The following is a 21103-nucleotide window of genomic DNA, read 5'->3' on the forward strand; positions in this document are numbered from 1 at the left end:
GGGACGTGCCTGGTCCTGGGAGGGCCAGGCTGGGGGGCGGGGGGCGGGGCACAATCGGGGGATGACCGTGAACCCGCCGGCGGCCGCCGCCGCGACCAGTCTGGGTGACTTCCTGCGTACCCGCCGCTCCCGTCTGACGCCCGAGGACGTCGCGCTGCGCGACTACGGGGGCCGGCGGCGGGTCGCCGGGCTGCGCCGGGAGGAGATCGCGCGGCTCGCGGGGGTCAGCGTGGAGTACTACACGCGGATGGAACAGGGCCGGGTGGCCAACCCGTCGGCGGCGGTCCTCGACGCGCTCGCCGGGGCGCTGCGGCTGACCGAGGACGGGACCCGGCACCTGCACCAGCTCGCCCACCCGGCCCGCCCGGCGCCCGGCACGGGCGCCCAGCGGGTGCGGCCCGTCCTGCGGCTGCTGCTCGGCGAACTGCGCGACGTGCCCGCGATGGTGATGGGCCGCCGGATGGACGTGCTGGCCCTGAACGCGGCGGCGAGCGCCCTGCTCGGCGACTTCGGCGCCTCGGGCGGCCCGGGCGGGGGCAACATCGCCCGCACCACCTTCCTCGACCCGGCGGCCCGCGAGCTGTACGCGGACTGGAGCGGCTGCGCCCGCGAGAACGTGGCCTACCTGCACCTGGAGGCCGGGCGCCGGCCGCAGGACCCGGAACTGGCGCGCCTCATTGGTGAGTTGTCCATGCGGAGTGAAGAGTTCCGGCGGTGGTGGGCGGAGCATCCCGTGCAGGACAAGACCTCGGGGCGCAAGCGCTTCCGCCACCCGGTCGTCGGCGAGCTGGAGCTGGCGTACGAAACCCTCCGCGCGGCCGACGACCCCGACCAGGCCCTCATCACCTACACCGCCGAACCCGGCACCCGCGACCACGACGCCCTGCGCATGCTGCTCGCCTGGTCGGCGTCCGGCTGAGCCGCGCGTGACGGCCGCGGTTCGCCCAGGGGCGGGCGGCCGGCGGCCGACGTCAAGGGATTCTTGACAAATGGGGGGCGTCAAGGTTTCCTTGACGCATGATGATCTTGAAGTTGAAGGCGTCGCGGGGCTCTTCCCCTGGCGCGTCCATGGCCTGGGCCGGGGCCCGGGTTGCCGCCCGGTCGGGGCGGGGGGCCGCTGACGAGGCTGTACTTGACGGGCTCGAGCCGCTGCACGGGCTGTGCCGATGAGTGAGGGGCCGCTGCTGGAGCCGGCGGAGATGGACCGCATCCGGGACGGGATCGCCGCGGCCGTGCTCGCGGCGCCCGACGGGCTCGCCGAGTCGCTGGAGCACGAGCACGACGCCCGCGGGTACCTGCGCCTGCTGGACGCCTCGCGCGTCGGCGCCGAGGAGGCGAGCCGGCTGCTGCGCGAGGCGGTTCAGGGGGCGAGGGCCGCGGGCCACAGCTGGGACACCGTGGGCCGGGTGCTGGGGGTGAGCCGCCAGGCCGCCCAGCAGCGGTTCGCGAGCAAGGCCGCGGCCGCACCGGCCGCCGGGGGGCCGGGCGCCCCGGAGCGCCGCACGCTCAGCGGGTTGACCGCGTTCAACGAGATGGCCGCCCTGGAGGAGGCCGGACGGGACGGCTGGCACATGGTCGGCTACGGGCCCTTCTTCCACGAGGTCGAGGCGTCCGGCCACCCCTGGGAGCACTGCCGGGTCACCCTCCCCTCCGCCGCGCGGCACCGGCGGCTGGAGTCGGAGGGGTGGATCCCGGTGGGTGCGGGATGGTTCCCATGGCGGTACTACAAGCGCGCCGTGGGGCCGGCCGGCTGAGGGGCGTTCCCGGGAAATCCCGAGGTCCGTGCCGTGCGGCGTCCCGCCCCGCCGGGAGGAAATTCCGTGCCGGAGGTGCGGGGGGCGGAGCAGAATCGGGCCATGGCGGACATGGGGGAGTTCAGGGACGCGGTGGCCCGGTCGGTGGCCGGCGGGGACGGGGGCGGCCTCGTGGAGGCCGCCTCGGGGGTGCGGGGCGTGGTGCTGGTGGAGGGGCCCAGTGACCTCGCCGCACTGGAGGCCCTGACCGGGCGGCTCGGCCGGGACCTGGGGGCCGACGGGGTCTGCGTGCTGTCGATGGGCGGGGCGATGAACGTCGGGCGCTACGCCGCGCTCCTGGGGCCGCCGGGGCTGGGGCTGCGCCTCACCGGGCTGTGCGACGAGCAGGAACGGCCCTTCTACGACCGTGCGCTGGAGCGCGTCGGGGCGCCCCGACGGGAGGTCTTCGCCTGTGTGAAGGACCTGGAGGAGGAGCTGATCCGGGCGCTGGGGGTGGCGCGGGTGGAGGAGATCGTCGAGGCCGAGGGGGAGCTCACGCCCTGGCAGACGTTCACCCGCCAGCCCGCTCAGCGGGGGCGGAGCCCGCAGGACCGGATGCGGCGCTTCCTCGGGACGAAGAAGGGGCGGAAGATCCGTTACGGACAGCTCCTGGCCGGGGCCCTCGATCCCGCGCTCCTGCCCGGCCCGCTGGACGCGCTGCTCGGCCGGTTGTAGTCGCCCTGCTGGACACGTCGCTGGATGCGCCGCTGGATGCGCCGCCGGCCGGCTGTAGTCGGCCCTGCGGGCCCGGGTTGGGGGCGGCCCCCGGATGGGCGGCGCGGCCGGGTTGGAGCCTGCAGGGCACGGCGGGCCCGGGGTGGTGCAGGGCACGGTGGGAGCGTGCGCTGCGGGCGGGTGTCGGGCGGGGTCAGCGGTTGTCGTGGAGTTCCTGGTGCATCTGGGGCTGGTCGTCCTGGTCGTGGGTGAGGGCGAACCGCTGGACCTCGTTGAAGCCCTTGGAGGCGATGCCGACGATCTCCTTGTACGGGTTGACGCCGGTCGCCTTCTGCGCCGTGCCGCCGAGGAGGCCGCCGCCGATGCCGCTGACGGCGCCACTGGCCGCCGAGAGCGGGCCGGCCGCGGTGCCCAGGACGCTCTTGGGGAGGCCGGCCATGTCGGCGTACTTGTCGGTCAGGGCGTGGCGGACCATCGCGACGAAGGCGTCGTGGACGCCCGGCGGGTAGAACTTCTTGTAGAAGTCGATGGCCTGCTTGGTCATGAAGACGCCGTCGTCGGTCTTCTTCCACTCCTTGTCGCGTTCCTGGTTCCACAGGGCCTGGACCAGGTCGGGGTCCTTGGGCAGCAGCCACTTTTCGGGGGTGCCGAGGTAGTGGTTGACGTAGTGCCAGGCGCACATGAAGCCCTTGGCGTCGTCCTTGGAGACGTCGATGCCCAGGCGTTCCATGGCCTGGACGATCTGGGTGGAGAAGACGCACGCGGCGCCGGTCGTGTACTTCTGGGAGACGGGCTCGCCCCACTTCGCGTAGTCCCATTCGCCGCTCTTCTTGTGGAGCTGACGGACCGAGGCGTGGACCAGGCGGACCTTGGTGACGTTCGCGGCCAGGCTGCCGTCGCGCATCGCGTTCTTGTCGCCCATGTCGAGGAAGAGGCGGGAGGACTGCGACAGTCGCCGGCCCGGCCCTTCGACGCCGCCGAGGCGGCCGGTGGAGCGGAGGGTGAAGGCGCCGGTCGGGGACAGGTAGGTGCCGATGAGGCCGACGGTGCCCTGGAGCATGGACACCTCGCCGTGGTGGTGCGCGAAGAAGCTCTCCGCGGCCTTGACGTCCGCTTCCGACCAGTCCGGCGGCGGGGCGGCCGCCTCCTTCAGGAACTCGGCCAGGCGGGGCGGGAGGGTGGACAGGTCCATGCCGGGCTTGAGGGTGCCGATGGTGCGGAACAGGGCGTTGACGCCGTCGATCTCCTTGTTGTCGATCAGGTCGGAGACGAGCGCGTCGGCCTTCGGGTCTCCGACCTTGCCGGCCGCTTCCAGCTCCGCGGCGATCGTCGCAGTCGTCAGGGCCACGGTGCACCACTTCCTCACGGGGTGGGTGGGGTGAGGGAGCGCCGGTGGTGGTGCCGGCCGCTCCCGTCGGTCAGCGGCATGCTTGCGCCGTCCGGGGTGGGTCCAGAACCCCTTGTCGGTGCTGGACCGTTTGTTCCTCACCCCGACGGCCCATGCCGTGGCCCCGGCTGCCGCTATTGCACCCCGAGGGCCGCCAGGCGCTCGGCGAAGGGGGTGAGGGTGGCGGCGGCCGTCGACGGCAGGGAGGTGATCGCGCCGGTCGGGGAACGGGGCGCGGCCACCGCGGCGGTGGTGTCCACGTCCGGGGCGGAGGCGGAGGCGGAGGCGGGGGCCGCGGGGTGGGGGGCGGGGGTCAGGAAGCGGGCCAGTTCGGTGCCCGCGCGGGTGATGCGCCCGGCCAGGCCCTCCCCGCCCCAGTCCTCGGAGGCGGCGTAGACGGCGGTGGGGAGGACGAGGGCGCGCAGGTAGGAGAAGAGGGGGCGCAGGGCGTGTTCGGTGACCAGGGAGTGCCGGGCGGTGCCGCCGGTCGCGCCGAGGAGCATGGGGGTGCCGGTGAGGGCGTCCTTGTCGAGGAGGTCGAAGAAGGACTTGAACAGGCCGCTGTAGGAGCCGGCGAAGACCGGTGTGACGGCGATCAGGGCGTCGGCGGCCGCCACCGCGTCGAGGGCGGCGGCCAGGCGGGCGGGCGGGAAGCCGGTGGTGAAGTGCTGGGCGATGTCGGTGGCGAGCTCGCGCACTTCGACGACGTGCACGTCGAGGTCCGGATGGGCGGGGCCGGCAGGCGCGAGGGTCGCGGCCGTGGGGGTCGCGGCCGTGAGGGTCGCGGCCGTGAGGGTCGCGGCCGTGAGGCGGTCGGCGAGCAGGCGGGTCGAGGACGGGGTGCTCAGGCCCGCGGAGACGACGACGAGCTTCATGCGCGGGTCTCCTCGTGGGGGGTGGCGGGGCCGGTCCGGACGGCCGCGGCCGCGACGCGGGCCGCGTGGGTGGGGGCGTCCGGGACGCCGGCGGGGCGGAGGTTCGCGAACTCCTTGCGCAGGACCGGGACGACCTCCTCGCCGAGCAGGTCGATCTGCTCCAGGACGGTCTTCAGGGGCAGGCCCGCGTGGTCGACGAGGAAGAGCTGGCGCTGGTAGTCGCCGGCGTAGTCGCGGAAGGCGAGGGTGCGTTCGATCACCTGCTGCGGCGAGCCGACGGTGAGGGGGGTCTGGGAGGTGAACTCCTCCAGGGAGGGTCCGTGGCCGTACACGGGGGCGTTGTCGAAGTACGGGCGGAACTCGCGGACGGCGTCCTGGGAGTTGCGGCGCATGAAGACCTGGCCGCCGAGGCCGACGACGGCCTGCTCGGGGGTGCCGTGCCCGTAGTGGGCGTAGCGCTCGCGGTAGAGGTTGACCATCTGCCGGGTGTGGGAGGCGGGCCAGAAGATGTTGTTGTGGAAGAAGCCGTCGCCGTAGTAGGCGGCCTGCTCGGCGATCTCGGGCGAGCGGATGGAGCCGTGCCAGACGAAGGGGGCGACGCCGTCGAGGGGGCGGGGGGTGGCGGTGAAGGACTGGAGCGGCGTGCGGAACTTGCCCTTCCAGGTGACGGTGTCCTCGTCCCACAGGCGGCGCAGGAGGGCGTAGTTCTCGATGGCGAGGTCGATGCCGTCGCGGATGTCCTTGCCGAACCAGGGGTAGACCGGGCCGGTGTTGCCGCGGCCCAGCATCAGGTCGACGCGGCCGTCGGCGACGTGCTGGAGCATCGCGAAGTCCTCGGCGATCTTCACCGGGTCGTTGGTGGTGATCAGCGTCGTGGAGGTGGAGAGGATCAGGTTCTCGGTGCGTGCGGCGATGTAGCCGAGCAGGGTCGTCGGCGAGGAGGGGACGAACGGCGGGTTGTGGTGCTCGCCGGTGGCGAAGACGTCGAGGCCGACCTCCTCGGCCTTCTGCGCGATGGCGAGCATGGCCTTGATGCGCTCGTGCTCGCCGGGTGCCCGCCCGGTCGTCGGGTCGGTGGTGATGTCGCCGACGGTGAAGATCCCGAACTGCATGGCCATGCCCGCTCCCCTTCCGAGGTTGTTTAGAATTCAACTATACCCGGGAACGGAGGGTGTCGCCGGGGTATTCCCGTGGGCGGCGGTAGGGTGCGGGGCGTGTCCGGGACTGAGCGTGATCTCGTCGGTTACGGGGCCCAGCCGCCGCATGCGGGGTGGCCCGGAGGGGCGCGGGTCGCCGTGAGCCTCGTGCTGAACTACGAGGAGGGCGGCGAGCGCAGCGTCCTCGAGGGGGACGCGGGCTCGGAGGGGTACCTGCACGAGATCGTGGGCGCGCCGCCGGTGGAGGGCGGGCGGGACCTGAACGCCGAGTCGATGTTCGCCTACGGGGCGCGGGCCGGGTTCTGGCGTGTGCACCGGACCGTCTCCGCGCACGGTGCGCCGCTCACCGTCTTCGCGGTGGGGCAGGCCCTGGAGCGCAACCCGGACGCGGCGCGGGCGATGGGGGCCGCGGGGTGGGAGGTGGCCGGTCACGGGTGGCGGTGGACCGACTACCGCGAGGTGCCGGAGGAGGCCGAGCGGGCCGACATCGCGCGGACGGCCGCCACCATCGAACGGCTCGTGGGGCGCCGGCCCGTGGGGTGGTACACGGGGCGGACCAGTTCCCGGACGCGGCGGCTGGTGGCGGAGGCGGGCGGGTTCCTGTACGACTCCGACGACTACTCCGACGACCTGCCGTTCTACGCCGACGCGGGCGGGCAGCGGCAGCTCGTGGTGCCGTACAGCCTCGACACCAACGACTTCAAGTTCCTGATCGTGCACGGGTTCACCACCGCGGACGACATGCTCGCGTACCTGGTCGACACCTACGACGCGCTGCACGCGGAGGGGGCCGACCGGCCGCGCATGATGAGCGTCGGCCTGCACTGCCGGATCATCGGGCGGCCCGGGCGGATCCGGGCCCTCGACGGATTCCTGCGGCACGTCGCGCAACTGGGCGGGGGGTGGGTCGCCACGCGCGAGCAGATCGCGCGGCACTGGCTCGCCGCACACCCGCCGGACTGAGCCGCCAACGCGCCGCGCCGACGCCGCCGCCCCGGTGACGGGGCGCCGGCATCGGCGGCGTTGCGCGGGGGCGGCCCTTCAGCGGGCGGCCGCCGGGGTGGGGGTCGGGACGGCGGAGGCCGGGGCGGGGTCCGTCATGGCCTTCTCGGTGTGGTTGCGGAGCAGGAGGCAGACGGCCGCTCCGGCGACGAGGACGAGCACCGGCAGGACCGCGGTGGTGTGCAGGGTTGCGGTGAAGGCGACGGCGTAGGTCTTGCCGGTCGCCAGCTCGGCGGCGAGGCGGCCCTGGAGCAGTGCGCCGACCGCGGCCGCGCCGACCACCGAACCGATCTGCCGGACCGTGTTGTTGACCCCGGAGGCGGCACCGGCCAGGTGGGGCGGGACGTGGCGCATGGCCTCGGTGGACATGGGGGCGATGATGCAGCCGACGCCGAGGCCGGTGGCCAGGGTGGCCGGGACGAAGGCGTACCAGGCGGTGGCGGGTGCGGCGATCAGTGCGATGGCGACGATGCCCGCGGCGTAGCAGGCGAGTCCGGCGAGCAGCACGGATTTGCCGCCGATGCGGTCGGCGAGCCGGCCCGCGAAGGGTCCGACGGTCATCGACACCAGGGAGGAGGGGGCGAGGACCAGCCCGGCCTTGATCGCGCTGAGGCCGAGGACGGACTGCAGGTACAGGTTGAAGGGCAGGACCAGGCCGAGCATGGCCACGGAGACCAGGCCGACCAGGGCCGTCATCGCGGTGAAGTTGCGGTCACGGAAGAGGGCGAAGGGGATGAGGGGTTCACGGCCCTGGCGGCGGCGCTGGTGCAGCAGGAAGGCTCCGGCCAGGGTGGCGCCGGCGGCCAGCAGGGCCCAGATGCCGGCGCCCCACTGGTAGTGCCGGCCTTCCTGGAGGCCGAACGCCAGGCAGAACAGGGCGGCGCCGGAGAGCAGTACGCCGGTCAGGTCGAAGCGGTGGGTGCGAGCGGGCCGGATGTCGGGGACGACCAGGAAGGTCAGGGCGAGCGCGGCGAGGCCGATCGGGACGTTCACCAGGAAGATCCAGCGCCAGCCGACGGCGGAGACCAGGATGCCGCCCAGGGTGGGTCCCGAGAGGGTGGCGAGGCCGGCGACCATGCCCCAGACGCCCATGGCGGTGCCGCGCCGGGCGGCGGGGAAGACGGAGACGATGAGGGTCATCGTCTGCGGGGTGAGCAGGGCCGCGCCCACGCCCTGGACGACGCGGGCGGCGATCAGGGCGGTGGCGCCGGGTGCGAGCCCGCAGCCGACGCTGGCGAGCGTGAACACCGCGAGCCCGGCGGCGAAGAGGGTGCGCGGTCCGTGCAGGTCACCGAGCCGGCCGGCCGTGATGATCAGCGCCGCGAGAGCAGGGCGTATCCGCTGACCACCCACAGGGTCTGGTCGAGCGAGGCCCCGAGACCGCTCGTCATGTCGGGGATCGCGATGTTGACGATCGTCAGGTCGAGCAGGGTCATGAAGAACCCGAGGGAGAGGGTCACCAGGACCGCCCAGGGGTTCGCACGCCACTTCCGCACGGTCCGCTCCTTCTCGTTGCCGTCGTCGCCCTCGGTCAGGCCGCCGGGGACGACAGTAACCCATCTTTTTCGATGCATTAATCTCGATACATCGAACGAGATGTACTCTGGGACCATGAACGCAGTAGAGCTGTTCCTGCTGGGACGCACCCTCATGAAGATCGGGGAAGAGGCCATGCCCGAACCCGCGGGCGGGGGCCGGCACGGCGGGAGCGTCCGGTCTGTCCTCATCGTGGCCAGCGACGTGGCCGGCCATCCCGGCAGCGCGGTGGGAGAGATCGCCACCCGCACCGGCCTGCCCCAGAGCCAGGTCTCCACCGCCGTCGCCCGCCTCAAGGAGGCCGGCGCAGTCGTCACCGCCCCCGACCCCGCCGACCGCCGCCGCATGCTGGTCCGTCAGGCCGACGAGGTGTCCGGTCGGGTGGCCGAGGTGCGGGGCGGCAGCATCGAGGGCGCGCTCGCCGCGGCCCTGGGCGATGCGGCACCCGAGCACCTCCAGGAGGTCGCCCGTGCCCTGGAGGTGGTGGCCCGTCATCTTCCGCCGGGGGCCATGGCGAGGGTGCGGGGCTGAGCGGGTCGTGGTCGGGGGTGGTGCGGTGGTCAGGCGAACTGGCCCGCCGTGTAGTCGCCGGCGGCCGGGCGGCGGGCGATGACGTTCAGCCGGTTGACCATGTTCATGAAGGAGATCAGCAGGGCGAGCGCGGTGAGCTGCTCCTCGTCGTAGTGCGCGGCCGCCTGCGCCCACGCCTCGTCGCCGACGCCGCCGGGCGTGTCCGCGATGCGGGTGCCCTCCTCCGCCAGCCGCAGGGCGGCGCGTTCGGCCTCGGTGAAGACCGTGGCCTCGCGCCACGCGGCGACCAGGTGGAGCCGTACCTCGCTCTCGCCCGCCGCGGCGGCCTCCTTGGTGTGGATGTCGATGCAGACCGCGCAGCCGTTGATCTGGCTCACGCGCAGCGCCACGAGTTCCTGCGTGGTGACCGGCAGGGGCGATTCCTTGACGGCCCTGCCGGCCGAGGTGACGTGCTTGAGGGCCTTGCCCGCGGTGGCGCTGGTGAAGTAGTCGAGCCGTGCGTCCATGGTGTGCCGCTCCTTCGCGGTGGTGCGTTCGTGGATACGCCCACCAGACGCCGCGGGCCGGTGTTCTGTGACAGGGGTGGGGGTGTGACCTGAGTCTCGCCGGGCGGGCGGTCGGGGACGCGCCGGAGGCCGGCGCCCCTGGTGGGGTGCCGGCCTCCGGGTGTCGGGAGGGGGTGTCAGGAGGACGGGTCAGGCGGCCGGTTCGGGTTCCGGGGCGGGGGCGGGGGTGGGGGTGGAGGTGGGGGTGGGCTGCTTCTTGTCGCGCATGACCACCGTGGCCAGCAGGGCGGCGGCGAGGAGGCCGGCGGCGCCGATGGTGAAGGTGGTGGCCATCGCGGAGGTGAAGGCCTCGCGGGCGGTGCGCAGCAGGGCGCTGTCGCCGGGGGCGGCGGCCAGGGCGCCGGCGAGCGAGTGGCGGGCCCCGGCGGGGGCGTCGGCCGGCATCTTCGCCGCGTAGCCGCTGGTGAGCAGGGAGCCGAGGATCGCGATGCCGAGGGCGGTGCCGGCCTGCTGGATGGTGTCGTTGAGGGCCGAGCCGACGCCCGCCTGCTCCTCGGGGATGGTGCCCATCAGGGCGCCGACCGCGGCCGGCATGGCCAGACCGGCGCCGAGGCCGAGGAGGCCGAGGGCGACCGCCGGGACGGCGAAGCCGGTGTCGGCGGAGACGGTGGCCAGGAGGGCGAACGAGGAGGCCATCACGAGCATGCCGGCCAGGATCAGGGGGCGGTTGCCGATCCGGGCGGCGAGCCCGGCGCCGGCGCCGTTGCCGATGAGGGCGGCGACGGCCAGCGGCACGAAGGCGAGGCCCGCCTTGAGGGGCGAGTAGCCGAGGACGAACTGCAGGTACTGGGTGAGGACCAGCAGCAGGCCGCCGTTGCCGATCTGGACGAGCGTCAGGGAGAGGGACCCGCCGCTGAAGTTGCGGTGCCTGAAGAGGACGAGGGGGACCATCGGGGACGCGGTGGTGTTCTCCCAGACCACGAAGCCGACGAGGGCGGCGACGGCCACGGCCAGGGTGACGGCGGACCGGCCGGCGAAGGCGCCGTGCTGCGGGATCTCGATGATCCACCAGACCAGGGCGGTCATGCCGGTGACGGACAGGACGGCGCCCAGCGGGTCGGGCTTCTGCCAGGGGCCCTTGGACTCCGGCATCAGGGTGAGGGCGGCGACGACGGCGAGGGCGACGACCGGGACGTTGATCAGGAAGATCGACTGCCAGGAGAACCGGTCGATCAGGACGCCGCCGAGGACGGGGCTGCCGACCAGGCCGAGCATCGAGACCGAACCCCAGGCGGCCATGGCCTTCGGCCGCTCGTCCTCGTCGAAGACGGTGATGAGGATGGACAGGGTGGAGGGCATGATCAGCGCCCCGCCGACTCCCATGGCCACGCGCACGGCGATCACTTCGGCGGGGTTGGCGGCGAAGGTCGCGGCGAGTGAGGCGGCGCCGAAGAGGAAGAGGCCGATCAGCATGATCCGGCGGCGGCCGAAGCGGTCGCCGAGGCTGCCGGAGGTGAGCAGCAGGCCGGCGAACACCAGGACGTAGGAGTCGAGGATCCACTGGGTGTCCTGGGCGCTCGCGCCGAGGTCGGCGGTCATGGACGGGACCGCGACGGTCAGGGCCATGGAGTCGACGACGAGGACCAGCGAGCTCAGGCACAGCACGATCAGGATCCACCAGCGGCGTGGGTTGCGGGTTTCCATGGGTGGTTCCCTCTCGGCTTCGCGGGCGGTGCCGCCGCCCGGGTGGCGTACGGCGTGGCTTGATGCGAACACCGTACGCAGAGAGGAACGGTGTGCGCAAGGGGCTTCGTCGTACGTCATGCCGCCGCCCCCCGGCTCGAACGGGCCGGGGGGCGGGCGGTGGTGAGACCGGGTCAGGGGCTGCGGGTGCAGGGTTCCGGGTCAGAGGGTGGCGAGGAACGCGCGGACCGCCGCGGCGAAGCCCTCGGGGTCGGCCTGCTGGAGGAAGTGGTCGGCGTCCAGGGCCCGGTAGGCCGTGTGGGGGCGGCGGGCGACCATGGCCCGGGCCTGCTCCTCGGGGAGGACCTGGCTGCGCAGGCCGTGGACCAGGAGGGCGGGGCAGTCGGTGGCGAGCCACTGCCGCCAGTGGTCGCCGTGGACCAGGGTCTCGGAGTCGACGGTGTCCTGGGGGTGGAAGGGCAGCCGCCAGCCGGAGCCGTCGGCCGACGGGCGCAGGACGGGCCCGAGGACGGCGGCGAGGGGGCCGCAGGAGGCGGCCAGTTCCTCGCGGGTGGGCGCCGTGTAGGGGAAGTCCAGCACGAAGGCGAGGGGGCTGGCGCCGTGGTCGGGCAGGTCGGCGGCGGTGTCGACGTTGATCAGCGCCTCGACCAGCTCCGGGCGTTCGGCGGCCAGGTGGTAGGCGTTGACCGCGCCGAGGGAGTGGCCGAGGAAGACCGCGCGGTCGATGCCGAGGTGGTCCAGGAGGGCGAGGAGGTCGGCGAGGTAGCCGGCACGGGTGTACTCGGGGGCGCGGTCGGAGTCGCCGTGGCCTCGCTGGTCGGGGGCGATCACCCGCCACTCGGGGCCGAGGGCGGCGGCCAGGGCGGTGAAGGAGGCGCCTTCGGAGAGGTGGCCGTGGAGGGCGACGAGGGGCCGGCCCGTGCCGCCGAAGTCCAGGTAGGAGAGGGCGCGGCCGTCGACGGTCAGGGTGGCGCGGGTGGGCTGCACGGTGGTGGCGGTGGTGTTCATGTCGAGGCTCCCTCGGTCGGGTGGGGGCGGGCTTGCCGAGATCGACTATACGCACGTCTATGACACTTGTTCAAGACGGTTGTATAGACCGGTGTTCACGGAGGGTGGCAAGAGCTGCTTCCGGCCATCCCGCGAGAGGAAATTGAGCAGGTCACGAGCGGGGGCTCCGATGCTGGCCGCCAGGGCCGGACGACGTGGGGAGACGCGATGGGTCACTGTCCGCAGGACGGCCGCGGCGGCCCCGACCCGCACGTCGGCCGGTACGCCGCTCGTACCGCGGGCATGACGGCCTCGGAGATCCGGGCGCTGTTCGCGGTCGCCAGCCGGCCCGAGGTCGTCTCGCTGGCCGGCGGGATGCCGGACCTGGCCGCGCTGCCGCTGGAGACGCTCGCGGCCGAAACCTCGCGGATCGTCGCCGAGCACGGCCTGACGGCGCTCCAGTACGCCTCGGCCCACGGCCTGCCCCTGCTGCGGGAGCAGATCTGCGGGGTGATGGCGCTGGAGGGCATCACCGGCCGCCCGGACGACGTCGTGGTGACGGTCGGCTCGCAGATGGGCCTGGACCTGGTCGCCCGGCTGTTCTGCGATCCCGGTGACGTGGTGGTGGCCGAAGGCCCCTCGTACGTCGGCGCCCTGGGCTCCTTCGCCGCGTACCAGGCGGAGGTGGCGCACGTGGCCATGGACGAGCACGGGCTGGTGCCGGAGGCGCTGCGGGCGGCGCTGCGGCAGGCCAGGAACGCCGGCCGGCGGGTGAAACTCCTGTACACGGTCCCGAACTTCCACAACCCGTCCGGGGTGACGCTGGCGGTCGGGAGGCGCGCGGAGGTCCTGGAGATCTGCCGCGCGTACGGCGTGCTGGTGGTCGAGGACAACCCGTACGGCCTGCTCGGCTTCGACGGCCGCACCCGCCCCGCCCTGCACTCCATGGACCCGGAGAACGTGGTCTACCTGGGCTCGTTCTCGAAGACCTTCGCCTCCGGCCTGCGGGTCGGCTGGGTGCTCGCCCCGCACCCGGTGCGGGAGAAGCTGGTGCTGGCGGCGGAGTCGGCCATGCTGTGCCCGCCCACCCTGAACCAGATGATCGTCTCGCGCTACCTGGCCACGCAGGACTGGCGGGGGCAGATCGAGACCTTCCGGGAGAACTACCGCGAGCGCCGCGACGCGATGCTCCGCGCCCTGGAGGAGTACCTGCCGCCGGGATGCACGTGGACCGAGCCGGAGGGCGGTTTCTACGTCTGGGTGAAGGTGCCCGAGGGCGTGGACACCCGGGCCATGCTGCCGCGGGCGGTGGCCGCGCGGGTGGCGTACGCCTCGGGCACCGGCTTCTACACCAACGGGCTCGGCAGCCGCCGGATGCGGCTGTCCTACTGCTACCCCACGCCGGAGCGGATCCGCGAGGGCGTCCGCCGGCTGGCCGCCGTACTGGCGGCCGAACCGGCCCTCGCCCACGCCTCCGCGGGCCCCGGCCGCAGGGCGGGGCGGCGGACGCTCGCACCGGAAACGGTCTGACGGGGCGGGACGCGCGGGACGCGCGACCGCCAGACGAAGGGACACCACGACGGTGAACAGCACCTGGTTCCGGCGCTACTCCACGGCAGCGGGGCGCGGTCCGCGGCTCGTGTGCTTCCCGCACGCGGGGGGCTCCGCGACCGCGTACAAGCCCCTGGCGCACGCCCTGGCCGGGGAGCTCGACGTGGTCGCCGTGCAGTACCCGGGCCGTCAGGACCGGTTCGGCGAGGAGCCGTTCACGGACCTGGAGCCGCTGGTCGAGGTGGTGGCCGGGGAACTGGCCCGCGCCCTGGCCGCGGATCCCGGCAGGCCCTACGCCCTGTTCGGGCACAGCATGGGCGCGCTCGTCGCGTTCGAGACGGCCCGCCGCCTGGAAGGGGCCGCGCTGCCCGGCCCGCAACGGCTGTTCGTCTCCGGGCGGGGCGCGCCGGACTCCCGTTCCGGCGCCCACTACCTGCACTACGAGGACGCCGACGTGCTGGCCGAGGTGCGCACGCTGAGCGGCACCGACCAGGCCCTGCTGGACAATCCGGAGGTCCTGGAGATGGTGCTGCCGGCGCTGCGCGCGGACTACCGGGCCGTCGCCACCTACGCCTGGCGCGGCGGCCGGCCGCTCTCCGCCCCGGTGACGGCCCTGGTCGGGGACCGGGACCCGATGGTGACGGTCGCGGAGGCCTGGGCGTGGCGGGAGCACACCACGGGCGGGTGCGCCCTGGAGGTCTTCCCCGGCGGCCACTTCTACCTCGACGAGCAGCTGGGCCCGGTCGCCTCGGCCGTCACCGAGGGGCTGCTCGCCCGGGCCTGCGCCTTCTGACACCGCGGGCCGCGAGAAGACGGACGGGCCGTGGGATCCTTCGGGATCCCACGGCCCGTCCGGCGTACCGCCGCCGCGCCCGGGCAGGGCGCGGCGGCCCGGGCCTTCAGAGGACCGCGCCGTCCCTCGTCCGCCTGCGCAGGCTCGGCCGGCTGGACTGGGAGAGGTCCTTCCACATGTCCGACAGGCCGGTGACCGTGCGCGCGGCGAACAGCCTGCGGATGGACACCTCCTGGTTCAGCTCCGCCCGGATCAGGCCGACCAGCCGGATGGCCCGCAGGGAGTTGCCGCCGAGGTCGAAGAAGTCCTCGTCGATGCCCACCCGGTCGAGCTCCAGCACCTCGGCGAAGGCCTTGGCGAGCACGCGCTCGGTGTCGTTGCGCGGGGCCCGGTAGGTCCCGCCCGCGGTCTCGGGCTCCGGCAGCGCCGCCCGGTCCAGCCTCCCGTCGGCCGTCAGCGGCAGGCGTTCGAGCACGGTGAACACCGCGGGCACCAGGGACTCCGGCAGCCATCCGGCGGCGAACCGGCGCAGTTCCTCGGCCGACACGGTCCGGCCGGGCACCGGGACCACGTACGCCACGAGCTGCTGCCGGCCGCTGCCGTCCTGCCGGACGGCCACCGCCGAGCCCGCCAGCCCGGTGTGCTCGGCGAGCACTTCCTCGATCTCGGCGAGTTCGACCCGGACGCCGCGCACCTCGGCCCGGGTGCCGTCCCCGCCCACGTACTCCAGGAGGCCGTCGCCGCCCCACCGCACCCGGTCCCCGGTCCGGTACATGAGCGTGCCGGGCGGGCCGTAGGGGCAGGGCACGAAGCGCCCGGCGGTCAGCCCGGGCCGCCCGGGGTATCCCCGGGCCACACCGGGGCCGGCCACGTACAGCTCGCCGACGACGCCGACGGGGACGGGCGCGAGGCCCGGCCCGAGCACGTGGAGGGCGGCGCCGTCCGCCGGGCGGCCGGCCGCGCCCGCGTGGCGCACCGGTTCGCCCGCGGCCAGGACGTGGCGGGCGGCGGACACGGTGGTCTCCACGGGGCCGTGGCCGTGGACGATCGTCAGGCCGGGGCAGGCCTCGCGGACCCGGCGCAGCGCGGCCGCGGGGACGCGGTCACCGCCGGTCCACACCTCGCGCAGTGCGGCGAGGCGTTCGGGGCGGTCCGCCGCGACGGCCGAGAACAGGCTCGCGGGCAGCCACACCGTGGAGACGCCGTCCGTCTCGCACGCCCCGGCGAGGGCGTCGACGTCGAGCTCGCCGGGGGGAGCCACGACCACCCGGCCGCCGCCCAGCAGGGGCGCCCAGAGGTCGAGGGCGAGCGTGCCCCCGGTGTACGGGGCGTGCCACAGCACGGTGGCGCGCCCGGTCTGCCCGCCGCGGCCCCGGACGAACCGCGCCAGGTTGCGGTGCGTCAGGGCGACGGCGGCCCCGCCGGCGGGTGCGGAGCCGGGCAGTACGGCCAGCAGGCCGTCCGGGTGCGGGGCGGGCGCGTCCTGCGGTGCGGGGGCGCCGGCCTGCGCGAGGAGTTCCCCGAGGACGAGCACCGGGAGGCCGGGGGCGTCCGGGAGGCCGGCGGGCGCGCCGGTGAGCAGGAGGCGCGCCGAGGCGGCGGCCGCTCGCGCGGTCCGCTCCGCCGGGGCGTCCGGGTCGAGCGGCAGGTAGGCGGCTCCGGCCTTCACGATGCCCAGCAGGGCGACGGCCAGGTCCGCCGACCGGGGCAGCGCGACCGCCACGACGCTCTCGGGGCCGACGTCCAGCCGCCGCAGGGCCGCGGCCAGGCGGGAGGCGCGGGCGTCGAGTTCGCGGTAGGAGAGGGCCAGGTCTCCGGAGACGAGCGCGAGCGCGTCGGGGTCCCGCTGGACCTGCTGGGCGAACAGCTCCGGAATGGTCAGTTCCGCCACGGCCGCGCCGCTGTCGTCCGACGCCGCGGGCTCCTGGTCCCGGCCGGGGCCGGCCGGGACCGCCAGCGCGCCGACGGGCCGTTCGGCGCCGGTCACGGCGGCGCGGACGTGGGCGATCAGCTCCTCGCCGATGAACCGCAGTTCCGCGCGGTGGTAGAGGCCGGCGGGGGCGTCGAGGCGGATGTACAGGTCGCTGTCGGCGCCGCCGTCGGTGTAGACGCCGATCGACAGTTCCTCGAAGGTGCCCGTCGTCGCGCCGGAGTAGCGGGCCGGGCTGTCGCCGAAGTGGAGCTGTTCCGCGAACTCGACGACGTTGACGACGGCGCCGAAGCTGCCGCGGCCGCTCAGCACGGTTCCGGCGGCGCGCTGGATGTCCGAGTAGTGGCAGGCGGTGTGGTCGAAGATCTCGTAGGTCTCGTCGGCGAGGGCCTCGGCGACCTCGGCGAAGGTGGCGCCGAGCGGGACCTTCGCGCGGACCGGAACCACGTTCACCGCCAGGCCGGGCGTCCTGCTGGCCACGCCGACCCGGTTGCTGACGGCCAGCGAGAAGAGGAACTCGGGCCGGTCGCAGCGGTGCCGCAGGAAGACGGCCGCGGCGGCGGTCAGCAGCTGCGAGGTCCACACGCCCATGGACCGGGCCGCCTCGGTCCAGGTGTCCGCCTCGGCGCGCGGGACGGTCAGCGTCCGGCTCACCATGCCGATGGTCTCGGCCACTTCCGACCAGCGGTCGGCGCTGCTCAGCGGCTCGGACAGGGCGGCCCGCTGGGCGTCGGAGAGGGCGACGCGGGGGACCTGGGCGGGTGCGGGGGCGTCCTTGAGGTAGTCGCGCCAGAAGGCGCTGTCCTCGGTGAACCGGGGGGAGGCGCGGTACTCCACCGCCTCGGCCGCGAAGGACTCCGCGTCCCACGGGTGCGCCGGCTCCGGTACCGCCTCCCCGCGCACCAGCGCGGTGTACACCTCGGCGAGCCGGCGCGAGAGCAGGCCGCCGGCGCCGAAGCCGTCGGAGATGAGGTGGTGGTAGGCGATCACCAGCAGGGAGCGGTCCACCGCGAGCCTGACCACGCCGAGCCGGAACAGCAGGTCCCGCTCCAGGTCGAAGGGCTGGCGCACCAGGTCGGCCAGGGCTTCGCGGGCCGCCCGCTCGGGGTCGGCCGCGGCGCTGAGGTCGAGCAGGAACGGCTGCCAGTCGCCCAGGTCCCGGGGGACCAGCCGCAGTCCGGCGCCCTCGTCGACGAAGTTGACGCGCAGGACCTCCGCCTCGCCCATGACGTGCCGGAACGCGGAAGCGATGGCCTCCCCGTCCAGCGCGCCGGCCACGTCCCACATGGTCAGCGCATGGTTGGGCGTGTCGGGCGCCATCTTCTGCGCCCGCCACATCCCTTCGTGCGCGGACGACACACCGAACGAAGGCACACAGATCAACCCCTCAGCAGACAGGCCCGGGAATCGGCGGAACTCGCGGATCACCCCCACCTTCGGGGAAGCGGTTCGGCCGTTCAAGACACCTGGCTGCCGGGCGGGACGGACACTGCCGGGCCTGGAGTGTCCCGCCGGCGGGACACTCCCCCGGGCGGGCCCGGGCGCCGTCGGGTCACCGGGCTCCGGCGGTGGTGAGGGAGTCCGCGATGTGCCCGGCGATGCGCCGCGGCGAGGGCTGGCGCAGCACCAGGTTCGCCCGCAGCTTCAGTCCGGTCGAGGCGGTCAGGCGCTTGCTGAGCTCCGCCGACAGCAGCGAGTCGAAGCCGATCTCCTTGAACTCCTGGTCGGGGTCGACCGAGGCGCTGGAGGCGTGTCCGAGGACGACGGCGACCTTCTCCAGGACGTGTTCGAGCACGAGGGCCCGCGCGTCCTCCTCACCGAGGGCGGCGACCCGCTCCGGCAGGGGGACCAGGTGTTCCTCGTCCCCGGCCGGCTCCGCCGCCGGGACCTCCGCGGCGGGCGCCGCGGACGGCTGCGCGGAGGCGAGCCAGTACCTCCGGCGCTGGAAGGCGTACGTCGGCAGGTCCGCCCGCCGGCGCTCCCCGAACAGGGCGGTCCAGTCCACGGAGCCGCCGCGGACGTGGAGTCCGGCCAGCGAGCCGAGCACGGATTCCACCTCGTCGCGGTCCCGGCGGGACGAGGACAGCACCAGGGCGTCGTCCAGGTCCTCGACGATCTCCTGCACCGGGACGGTCAGCACGGGGTGCGGGCTCATCTCGATGAAGACCCGGAAGCCGTCCTCGGCGAGCCGCCGGACGGAGGGTTCGAAAAGTACCTTTTCGCGCAGGTTGTTGTACCAGTAGTCGGCGTCCAGCCGCGTGGTGTCGATGAACTCCCCGTACAGGGTGGAGCAGAAGGGGACCTGCGAGGGCTGCGGGCTCACTCCGAGGAGCGGGCCGGTCACCTGGTCGCGGACCCGGGCCACCTGGTGGGAGTGGGAGGCGTAGTCCACCGCTATCCGGCGGGCCTGGGCCCCTTCGGCCTTCATCTTCTCGACGAACTCGTCGAGCGCGTCCGGCTCCCCGGACACCACCACCGAGCGGGGCCCGTTGACGACGGCGACGCTCAGCCGGCCGTTCCACGGGGTGATGCGCTCCGCCACCACGTCCGCGGACTCGGCGACCGACGCCATCCCCCCGTGCCCGATCAGGTCCACCAGGGCCCGGCTGCGCAGCGCGACGATCCGGGCGGCGTCGCGCAGGGACAGCGCGCCGCTCACGCAGGCGGCGGCGATCTCGCCCTGGCTGTGCCCGACCACCGCGCCCGGTTCCACGCCCCAGGAGCGCCACAGGCCGGCCAGGGAGACCATCATGGCGAACAGGGCCGGCTGGACCACGTCCACCCGGTCCAGGGACGGCGCCCCCGCCGCGCCCCGCACCACGTCGAGCAGCGACCAGTCGACCCACTCGGACAGGGCGTCCGCGCACGCGTCCAGGTGCCGGGCGAAGACCGGGAAGGCGGCGTACAGCTGCCGGCCCATGCCCACCCACTGCGACCCCTGCCCGGGGAAGACGAACACGGTCCCGCCGGGCCTGGCGGCCGTCCCGCGCACCACCGCGGGGGAGTCGGCGCCCTCGGCCAGCGCGGCCAGCGCCTCCAGCAGCCCTTCGCGGCCGCGCCCCAGCACCACCGCGCGGTGCTCGAACCGCGACCGGTGCGCCACCAGGGAGGCGCCGACGGCGGCGAGGTCGGCCTGCGGATCGGCGGCGAGGCAGGCGCGCAGGGCGGCCGCCTGGCCCTGGAGGGCGGCCGCGCTCTTGCCGGAGAGGATCCAGGGCAGCAGTCCGCCGGCGACCTCCGGGCCTTCGGCGGGCTCCGGCGCCGGCTCGTGCGGGGCCTCCTCCAGGATCACGTGGGCGTTGGTGCCGCTGACGCCGAACGAGGACACCCCGGCCCGCCGCGGACCGTCCGGCCGGGTCCACTCCCGGCCTTCCACCAGCAGTTCGACGCCGCCGGAGGACCAGTCCACGTGCCGGGACGGCTCGCCCACGTGGAGGGTGCGCGGCAGGTGGCGGTGGCGCAGGGCCATCACGGTCTTGATGACCCCGGCGACCCCGGCGGCGGCCTGGGCGTGGCCCATGTTCGACTTCAGGGAGCCCAGCCACAGCGGGCGGTCCCGGTCACGGTCGCGGCCGTAGGTGGCGAGCAGGGCCTGCGCCTCGATGGGGTCGCCCAGGACGGTTCCGGTGCCGTGCGCCTCGACCAGGTCCACCTCGGACGCCGCGACGCCCGCGTTGGCCAGGGCCCGCCGGATCACCTTCTCCTGGGCGCGGCCGTTGGGCGCGGTCAGGCCGTTGCTGGCGCCGTCCTGGTTGACGGCGGAGCCGCGCAGCAGGGCGAGCACGGGATGGCCGTTGCGGCGGGCGTCGGACAGCCGCTCCAGCAGCAGGACGCCGACGCCCTCGGCCCAGCCGGTGCCGTCCGCCCCGTCGGCGAAGGCCTTGCAGCGGCCGTCGGGCGAGAGCGCGCCCTGACGGGCGAACTCCACGAAGGCCGCGGGCGAGGACATCACCAGCGCCCCGCCCGCCAGCGCGAGCGAGCACTCCCCCGCGCGCAGCGACTGCGCCGCCATGTGCAGGGCCACCAGCGAGGACGAGCACGCGGTGTCCAGGGACACCGCCGGCCCGGTCAGGCCCAGTTCGTACGCCACCCGTCCGGAGGCGACGCTCAGCGAGCTGCCGTACAGCAGGTAGCCCTCCAGTTCGCTCTGGCCCGCCTCCAGGAAGCGCCACCCGTACTCGGTGGAGCTCACCCCGGTGAAGACCCCGACGTCGGTGCCGCGGACGTCGGCGGGGACGATGCCGGCCCGTTCGAAGGCCTCCCAGGAGGTCTCCAGGAGCAGCCGCTGCTGCGGGTCGGTGGCAAGGGCCTCGCGGGGGCTGATGCCGAAGAACTCGGCGTCGAACCCGGCCGGGTCGGCCAGGAACCCGCCGTGGCGGACGTGGGCGCTGCCGGGGGCGGCGGGGTCCGGGTCGTACACGTCGCGCCAGCCGCGGTCGGCGGGGAAGGCGTCCACGACGTCGCGGCCCTCGCGGACCACCTCCCACAGCTCCTCGGGCGAGGACACGCCCCCCGGGTAGCGGCAGGCCATGGCGACCACGGCGACGGGTTCGCCCCGGCCTGCCCTGAGGGCGTCGTTCTCCTGCCGGAGGCGGTCGCGCTCCTCCAGCAGGGTGCGCAGCGCCCGCTGGACCCGGTCCGAGCCCTCCGCCGTCCGGTCCTCGGCGTTGGTCATG

At 74.4% G+C, this 21103-nt stretch carries 15 protein-coding genes and 1 pseudogene; 7 read left to right on the forward strand and 9 right to left on the reverse strand.

The genetic code is table 11. From position 1 onward, the window contains the following. The first annotated feature begins 61 nt into the window (after positions 1-61). The 3 genes from B4U46_RS34560 to B4U46_RS34570 all read left to right on the forward strand — a co-directional run bounded on the left by B4U46_RS34560 (position 62) and on the right by B4U46_RS34570 (position 2468). Positions 62-919 (forward strand): helix-turn-helix domain-containing protein, encoded by an 858-nt coding sequence (locus tag B4U46_RS34560; RefSeq protein ID WP_079432217.1) that lies wholly within the window; start codon positions 62-64, stop codon positions 917-919. Positions 920-1166: 247 nt separating this feature from the next. Then, positions 1167-1754, forward strand: a complete 588-nt coding sequence (locus B4U46_RS34565; protein WP_079432218.1) for a hypothetical protein — start codon at positions 1167-1169, stop codon at positions 1752-1754. A 102-nt stretch (positions 1755-1856) separates the two neighbouring features. Then, a complete protein-coding gene (locus B4U46_RS34570) occupies positions 1857-2468 on the forward strand; it encodes an ATP-dependent endonuclease (protein ID WP_079432388.1) in 612 nt (203 codons plus the stop codon). Positions 2469-2661: 193 nt separating this feature from the next. Here the strand turns inward: B4U46_RS34570 and B4U46_RS34575 are convergent, their stop codons facing one another. The 3 genes from B4U46_RS34575 to B4U46_RS34585 form a co-directional block, all read right to left on the reverse strand. Continuing rightward, positions 2662-3816, reverse strand: a complete 1155-nt coding sequence (locus B4U46_RS34575) for an oxygenase MpaB family protein (RefSeq protein ID WP_237293422.1) — start codon at positions 3814-3816, stop codon at positions 2662-2664. Between the two features lie 173 nt (positions 3817-3989). Beyond that, positions 3990-4730: a CE1759 family FMN reductase gene (locus B4U46_RS34580; protein ID WP_079432219.1), complete on the reverse strand. Its 741-nt coding sequence runs from the start codon at positions 4728-4730 to the stop codon at positions 3990-3992. Beyond that, the gene (locus B4U46_RS34585) at positions 4727-5842 is read right to left on the reverse strand and encodes an LLM class flavin-dependent oxidoreductase (RefSeq protein WP_079432390.1); all 1116 of its coding nucleotides are present in this window, start codon (positions 5840-5842) and stop codon (positions 4727-4729) included. The genes B4U46_RS34580 and B4U46_RS34585 overlap by 4 nt, the downstream gene beginning before the upstream one ends. A gap of 102 nt (positions 5843-5944) precedes the next feature. Between B4U46_RS34585 and puuE the strand changes: the two genes are divergently transcribed. Further along, complete coding sequence (puuE, locus tag B4U46_RS34590) at positions 5945-6850, forward strand: allantoinase PuuE (RefSeq protein ID WP_079432220.1); 906 nt, start codon at positions 5945-5947, stop codon at positions 6848-6850. A gap of 78 nt (positions 6851-6928) precedes the next feature. Here the strand turns inward: puuE and B4U46_RS34595 are convergent. Continuing rightward, a pseudogene (locus tag B4U46_RS34595) lies at positions 6929-8385 on the reverse strand (DHA2 family efflux MFS transporter permease subunit). Positions 8386-8500: 115 nt separating this feature from the next. Between B4U46_RS34595 and B4U46_RS34600 the strand changes: the two are divergent. Beyond that, positions 8501-8956, forward strand: a complete 456-nt coding sequence (locus tag B4U46_RS34600; RefSeq protein ID WP_079432221.1) for a MarR family transcriptional regulator — start codon at positions 8501-8503, stop codon at positions 8954-8956. 29 nt (positions 8957-8985) lie between these two features. Here B4U46_RS34600 and B4U46_RS34605 read toward each other — a convergent pair whose 3' ends face one another. The 3 genes from B4U46_RS34605 to B4U46_RS34615 all read right to left on the reverse strand — a co-directional run bounded on the left by B4U46_RS34605 (position 8986) and on the right by B4U46_RS34615 (position 12174). Further along, the gene (locus B4U46_RS34605; protein ID WP_079432222.1) at positions 8986-9462 is read right to left on the reverse strand and encodes a carboxymuconolactone decarboxylase family protein; all 477 of its coding nucleotides are present in this window, start codon (positions 9460-9462) and stop codon (positions 8986-8988) included. 189 nt (positions 9463-9651) lie between these two features. Then, positions 9652-11166: an MFS transporter gene (locus tag B4U46_RS34610; RefSeq protein WP_079432223.1), complete on the reverse strand. Its 1515-nt coding sequence runs from the start codon at positions 11164-11166 to the stop codon at positions 9652-9654. Positions 11167-11367: 201 nt separating this feature from the next. Beyond that, positions 11368-12174, reverse strand: coding sequence for an alpha/beta fold hydrolase (locus B4U46_RS34615; protein ID WP_079432224.1), 807 nt, complete (start codon positions 12172-12174; stop codon positions 11368-11370). 207 nt (positions 12175-12381) lie between these two features. On the opposite strand from B4U46_RS34615, the gene B4U46_RS34620 reads away from it, so the two are divergent. Then, positions 12382-13683, forward strand: coding sequence for a PLP-dependent aminotransferase family protein (locus tag B4U46_RS34620; RefSeq protein WP_079432225.1), 1302 nt, complete (start codon positions 12382-12384; stop codon positions 13681-13683). 52 nt (positions 13684-13735) lie between these two features. Then, complete coding sequence (locus B4U46_RS34625; protein WP_079432226.1) at positions 13736-14497, forward strand: thioesterase II family protein; 762 nt, start codon at positions 13736-13738, stop codon at positions 14495-14497. Positions 14498-14603: 106 nt separating this feature from the next. Here B4U46_RS34625 and B4U46_RS34630 read toward each other — a convergent pair whose 3' ends face one another. Then, on the reverse strand, positions 14604-17801 hold the full coding sequence (locus B4U46_RS34630) for an AMP-binding protein (RefSeq protein ID WP_237293425.1): 3198 nt from the start codon (positions 17799-17801) through the stop codon (positions 14604-14606). A gap of 178 nt (positions 17802-17979) precedes the next feature. Next, positions 17980-21102, reverse strand: coding sequence for a type I polyketide synthase (locus B4U46_RS34635; protein WP_079432228.1), 3123 nt, complete (start codon positions 21100-21102; stop codon positions 17980-17982). Between the last annotated feature and the right edge of the window lies 1 nt (position 21103).

Origin of the sequence: Streptomyces katrae, from assembly GCF_002028425.1 — a bacterium.
Taxonomy (GTDB): Bacteria; Actinomycetota; Actinomycetes; order Streptomycetales; family Streptomycetaceae; genus Streptomyces; species Streptomyces katrae_A.

Coding starts and splice junctions, on each gene's coding strand:
- B4U46_RS34585 (WP_079432390.1), bottom strand. CDS start 5,842: ATGCAGTTCGGGATCTTCACCGTCGGCGACATCACCACCGACCCGACG.
- B4U46_RS34600 (WP_079432221.1), top strand. CDS start 8,501: ATGAACGCAGTAGAGCTGTTCCTGCTGGGACGCACCCTCATGAAGATC.
- B4U46_RS34605 (WP_079432222.1), bottom strand. CDS start 9,462: ATGGACGCACGGCTCGACTACTTCACCAGCGCCACCGCGGGCAAGGCC.
- B4U46_RS34620 (WP_079432225.1), top strand. CDS start 12,382: ATGGGTCACTGTCCGCAGGACGGCCGCGGCGGCCCCGACCCGCACGTC.
- B4U46_RS34565 (WP_079432218.1), top strand. CDS start 1,167: ATGAGTGAGGGGCCGCTGCTGGAGCCGGCGGAGATGGACCGCATCCGG.
- B4U46_RS34560 (WP_079432217.1), top strand. CDS start 62: ATGACCGTGAACCCGCCGGCGGCCGCCGCCGCGACCAGTCTGGGTGAC.
- B4U46_RS34610 (WP_079432223.1), bottom strand. CDS start 11,166: ATGGAAACCCGCAACCCACGCCGCTGGTGGATCCTGATCGTGCTGTGC.
- B4U46_RS34635 (WP_079432228.1), bottom strand. CDS start 21,102: ATGACCAACGCCGAGGACCGGACGGCGGAGGGCTCGGACCGGGTCCAG.
- B4U46_RS34580 (WP_079432219.1), bottom strand. CDS start 4,730: ATGAAGCTCGTCGTCGTCTCCGCGGGCCTGAGCACCCCGTCCTCGACC.
- B4U46_RS34615 (WP_079432224.1), bottom strand. CDS start 12,174: ATGAACACCACCGCCACCACCGTGCAGCCCACCCGCGCCACCCTGACC.
- B4U46_RS34570 (WP_079432388.1), top strand. CDS start 1,857: ATGGCGGACATGGGGGAGTTCAGGGACGCGGTGGCCCGGTCGGTGGCC.